This window comes from Zoogloea ramigera (assembly GCF_006539865.1).
Lineage (GTDB): Bacteria > Pseudomonadota > Gammaproteobacteria > Burkholderiales > Rhodocyclaceae > Zoogloea > Zoogloea ramigera.
The window spans coordinates 1-4,604 of the sequence record NZ_BJNV01000132.1 but is presented as its reverse complement, the minus strand read 5'-3'; the positions used below and the strand labels follow the sequence as shown (position 1 = coordinate 4,604).

The window sequence follows — 4,604 nt, the reverse complement described above, 5'->3', positions numbered from 1 at the left end:
CTAGGGGAGCCGGCTTCGCGGCCGACTTTGAGACCGGTCAGCCCTTCGGGTATTTTGCGTTGTTGAAAAATTGTTAAAATTCATGAGATTGAGATGTTTTTGACGTTTTTAATACATCAAAGGCGGGGCGCCCGGGATTTGAATGGCATCGAGCGTGCCGCGCCATGAAGGGCCTGGGGGTGTAAGAAAGGTCGACAAAGCGACCCGAAGGCAGTGGAAAGGCGCCGCCAGTAGCCCTGTTCCCCGGGGTTTTGAGTGGTCGCGCCGTGCCTGAGGGGCAGGCCTTGTCTGTTTTGGGCGCATAAACGAAAAAGGCCGGGATTGCCCCGGCCCTTCCTGCCTGCAAGCTTCGCATTCAGGCTTTGTAACGGCGCCGCAGCGCACCAAGGGCACCCAGCAGGCCCAGCGCGGCCAGGGCGCTCGAGGTCGGTTCGGGCACGGCCTGGATGTTTTCCAGCGTGCCGATGAACACCTTCTCGCTGCCGCCGTTGGTTGCGTAATTGGGGTCGCATTCGGTCTTGTTGCCACCGGCAGGAACCTGCGGGAAGGCGCCCTCGGGGCCGCAGCCCAGGCGATAGTCCACGTGCAGGGCATAGTTCGCCAGGGTTTCACCGGGGTTGAGGTTGGAGGCGACGATGTCGATCACCTCGGCGAGCTGCTTGTTCAATTCCGGGAACACCACCGCGTAGGCCGCCCGGTCACCCCCCAGGTTATGTTGGAACTCGAAGAGGTGAGGCTGGCTGCAATCCACCAGCCCCGCGGCATCGGCACACACCAGGCCACCCGACATCAGGAAGTCCGGCACCAGCGGGGCGGCGCCATCTGAAGTGTAGCGGCCGGCGTCTGCCAACGGATCGCCCGTACCGCCCACGCCGCCGCCAACAGGGGGCGCGCCGTAGCCGGGGCTGCCGTTGCTGGGGTCGTGGTCGTCATTGGTGAGGTCGTAGCGGCCGATCACCACGCCGTTGTGGGTCAGCTCGACCCGGCCCCAGCCGGCGAGGTTGTCGCCGTTGCCGGTCTCGTTGTTGGCGAAGTAGAAGATCGGCGAATTTTTGGTCAGGTCGAGGGCGGTGTTGAGGGCCTCGAGGGAGCTGTCCCACCAGCCGATGCGGTCCCAGCTGCCCTCGGGGTTGGCGCCACCGGGCTCGTTGCCGCTGCCCATCCGGAAGCCCTCGACGTTGTTGGCGCTGGGGGTGTCGTAGGCGTTGTCCATGCCGGCGATGGGGTTGTCGAGCTGGCTCTGCAGCCCGAGCTTGGTGTAGAGGTCGATCTGCCCCGGGCCGGACATCACTTCGAGGCCGTTGATCGGCAGCGAGTAGGAGTTCGCGTCGCCATAGGTCATGTAGTAGCCGCTCGTAAGATCAAAGGCTGCGGCAGGCGATGCGGCCAGCGTGCAGGTTGCAGCGGCGGCTATGGCGCTCAGGATCTTGTTCTTTTCCGACCTCATGATGTTTCCTCCAATGCGTAAACAATTTATTTGTCGCAAACCGTGTCTGCGCTTGATGTTCAGCATCAAATGTGCCATTTGTTTGCGAAATTGTTGAATATGGTGTCTGGCGGTCATCTTGGGGCTGATGGCATGACGAGCGGAATGTGTGCGGTGCCGGCGTTGTAAGAAACGCCGACATGGCTCGGGCAGGCTCCGCCGATTGTTTCGAGATCCTTCGGTGGGCGGATCTGCCGGGTGCTTTGTGAGAAACTCGCCGGGTCGCTGCTCCGCAGGCCTTCGTCCTCCTCGTCCCATGCAATCCCTCACCACCTTTGCCGCCCTGCTGCTGGCGTCCGTTCTTTTCGTGCCGCTGTTCAAGCGGGCTGGCCTGGGGACGGTGCTGGGTTACCTGGCCGTGGGCATGCTGATCGGCCCCTTCGGGATCAAGCTGGTGCGCGACCCCGACAACCTGATGCACACCGCCGAGCTCGGGGTGATCCTGCTGCTCTTCGTGATCGGGCTGGAGCTGAAGCCCTCGCGCCTGTGGGCCCTGCGCCGCTCGGTGTTCGGGCTGGGGGTGCTGCAGCTGGCCGGGGCTGCTGTCGCGCTGGCGGCGGCCGGGCGCTACCTTGGGCTTTCGATGTCGGCGGCGGCGCTGGTGGGGATCATCCTGGCCCTGTCGTCCACGGCCTTCGTGCTGCCCACGCTCGCCGAGCGGCGGGAGCTGTCGACCCGCCACGGGCGTGAGGCCTTCGCGATCCTGCTGTTCCAGGATCTGTCGGTGATCCCGCTGCTGGCGCTGATCCCCCTGTTCGGCACCGGCAAGCCCACCGCGCTCACCCACCCGGCGGTGGGCCTCGGCCTGCTGGTGGTGGTGGCGCTGATCGGCCGGCCGCTGCTCGATGCGCTGTTCCGTCACGTTGCCCGGGTGAATAGCCGCGAGATGTTCACCGCCGCGGCGCTCGTCACCGTGCTCGGCCTGGCGTTGATGATGCAGGCCGGCGGGCTGTCGATGTCGCTGGGGGCCTTCGTGGCCGGGGTGCTGCTCGCCGATTCGGAGTTCCGCCACGAGCTGGAGGCCTCCATCGCGCCCTTCCAGGGCCTGCTGCTGGGCCTCTTCTTCATGGCGGTGGGGATGTCCACCAACCTGAGCCTGCTGGTGAAGTTTCCGTGGCAGATCCTCGGGCTCACCGTGGGGCTGATCGTCGTCAAGTTCGTGATGCTGTATGGGCTGCGCCGCCTGATCGGCGGGCAGAAGGCCGACGCGCGGCTGCTCGCGCTGGCGCTGGCCCAGGGCGGCGAGTTTGCTTTTGTGCTGTTCGACGCGGCCCAGTCGTTCCGGGTGCTCGGCGAGGTGCAGGCCGACAAGCTGACCCTGGTGGTGGCGCTGTCGATGGCGCTGTCGCCGCTCCTGCTGATGCTCGGCGACCGCCTGGCCCGGGCCGAGGCGGAGGCCCAGCCGCCCCGCGCCTTCGACACGATGCCGGCCGAGGCTGGCGAGGTGGTGATTGCCGGCTTCGGGCGGGTCGGTCAGATCGTCGGGCGCCTGCTGCTGGCCCGCGGCGTGCCCTTCACCGCGCTCGACGCCGACCCCGAGCAGGTCGACGCGGTGCGCAAGTTCGGCCTCAAGGTGTTCTATGGCGATGCGGCCAACCTCGACCTGCTTCACGCGGCCCAGCTGCGCGAGGCCCGGGTCTTCGTGCTGGCCATCGACGACGTGGAGGCCTCGCTGCGCACCGCCGAGCTGGTGCGCCGGCACTTCCCCCATGTGCAGATCGTCGCCCGGGCCCGCAACCGCTTCCACGCCAGCCGCCTGATGGACCTGGGCATCCAGCGGCAGATCCGCGAAACCCTGCCGGCGAGCTTCGAGATGGCCCGCTGGACCCTGGAGCTCCTCCACGAGCCGCCGGCCCTGGCCGAGCAGCTGGTGAGCCGCTTCGCCCGCCATGACGCCGAGCTGCTGGCCCGCCAGCAGGCCATCGCCCACGACGAGAGCCAGCTCATCCAGTCGTCCCGGGAGTCACGGGACGAACTGGCGCAGATCCTCGAGGAAGCCCGCGCGGCCTTTGCCCGCAAGGAGCGGGGCGCCCAGCGGGCGGTTTAAGGGAGGGGGGCGCTCAGCTGCCGCAGGCCAGCAGGGCCGAGCGCAGGCTGTCGCCGGACAGCCCCGTGGCCAGGCCCAGCATCAGTGCGATGCGGGCTTTGGGTGGTGGCAGGTCGCCAGCGGTGAGCCAGCCTTCGCCGCTGTCGTCGGCGTTGGCGTCGGGCGCCACGCAGCCTGCTGCGCGGCTGCCGCGCACGATTGCCACGCCGCGCTGGCGGGCCGCCCTCAGGGCCGGCAGCCAGACCGTCGGCACGCTGCCGTGGCCGCACAGGGCCAGCACCAGGCCGCGGGCGCCGGCGGCAACGCTGGCGTCGATCAGGTCGGCCGGCGCGCCGGCATAGCCGGGCAGGATGTCCACCCGCGGGAGCTCCGCCACCGCCAGCCCGGCAAAGCGGCCATCGGCCCGGGCGGCCTGCCACGGCTCGGGGGATTCGAAGGCGTCCAGCCCGCTGCAGCGAGCCTTGACGACCCGGCGGGCGCCGAAGGCCGTGCCGTTCATCACCACCAGCACGCCCTTGTCGCGGGCCTCGGGGCTGGCGGCGAGGCGCACCGCGGCCAGCAGGTTGGCGGGACCGTCGGCCGCCGGGTGGTCGGCCGGGCGCATCGCCCCGGTGAGCACCACCGGCTTGCCGGCCGGCAGGCTCAGGTGCAGGAACCAGGCGGTCTCTTCGAGGGTGTCGGTGCCGTGCAGGATCACCACGCCGTCGCAGGAAGGATCGGCGACGGCCGTGCGGGTGGCGGCGAGGATCGCCAGCCAGTCGGCCGGCGTCATGTCCTTGCTGTCGAGGGCGAGGATCTGCCGGGCCGTCAGCGGGCCTGCATCGGCAAGCCCGGGCACAGCCGCGACGAGCGCCTCCACCGGCCGCACGCCGGCCCGGTAGCGGCCATGGCCAGCTTCCGGGTCAGCCTCGCCGGCAATCGTTCCGCCCGTGGCTAGGAGATGGATCATGGCTTTTGGGGGGAGAGGAGTGAGGTGAGGCGCGCTACCCTACTGCCCATTTCCCATTTCCCATTTCCCATTTCCCATTTCCCATTTCCCATTTCCCACGGATCAATGCGAGAGGATGCGTG

Annotated in this window: 3 protein-coding genes; 1 reads left to right on the top strand and 2 read right to left on the bottom strand. The window is 68.2% G+C overall.

Annotation, left to right across the window (positions count from 1 at the left end; genetic code table 11):
- Positions 1–355: 355 nt before the first annotated feature.
- Complete coding sequence (locus ZRA01_RS19890) at positions 356–1,447, bottom strand: PEP-CTERM sorting domain-containing protein (protein WP_141355110.1); 1,092 nt, start codon at positions 1,445–1,447, stop codon at positions 356–358.
- Positions 1,448–1,742: 295 nt separating this feature from the next.
- Here ZRA01_RS19890 and ZRA01_RS19885 point away from each other — a divergent pair, with 295 nt between their 5' ends.
- Positions 1,743–3,533 carry a monovalent cation:proton antiporter-2 (CPA2) family protein gene (locus ZRA01_RS19885; protein WP_141355109.1) on the top strand — a complete coding sequence of 597 codons (1,791 nt, stop codon included), beginning with the start codon at positions 1,743–1,745 and terminating at the stop codon, positions 3,531–3,533.
- A 13-nt stretch (positions 3,534–3,546) separates the two neighbouring features.
- Here ZRA01_RS19885 and ZRA01_RS19880 read toward each other — a convergent pair whose 3' ends face one another.
- Positions 3,547–4,482 carry an asparaginase gene (locus ZRA01_RS19880; protein WP_141355108.1) on the bottom strand — a complete coding sequence of 312 codons (936 nt, stop codon included), beginning with the start codon at positions 4,480–4,482 and terminating at the stop codon, positions 3,547–3,549.
- Positions 4,483–4,604 lie beyond the last annotated feature (122 nt).

Coding starts and splice junctions, on each gene's coding strand:
- ZRA01_RS19890 (WP_141355110.1), bottom strand. CDS start 1,447: ATGAGGTCGGAAAAGAACAAGATCCTGAGCGCCATAGCCGCCGCTGCA.
- ZRA01_RS19880 (WP_141355108.1), bottom strand. CDS start 4,482: ATGATCCATCTCCTAGCCACGGGCGGAACGATTGCCGGCGAGGCTGAC.
- ZRA01_RS19885 (WP_141355109.1), top strand. CDS start 1,743: ATGCAATCCCTCACCACCTTTGCCGCCCTGCTGCTGGCGTCCGTTCTT.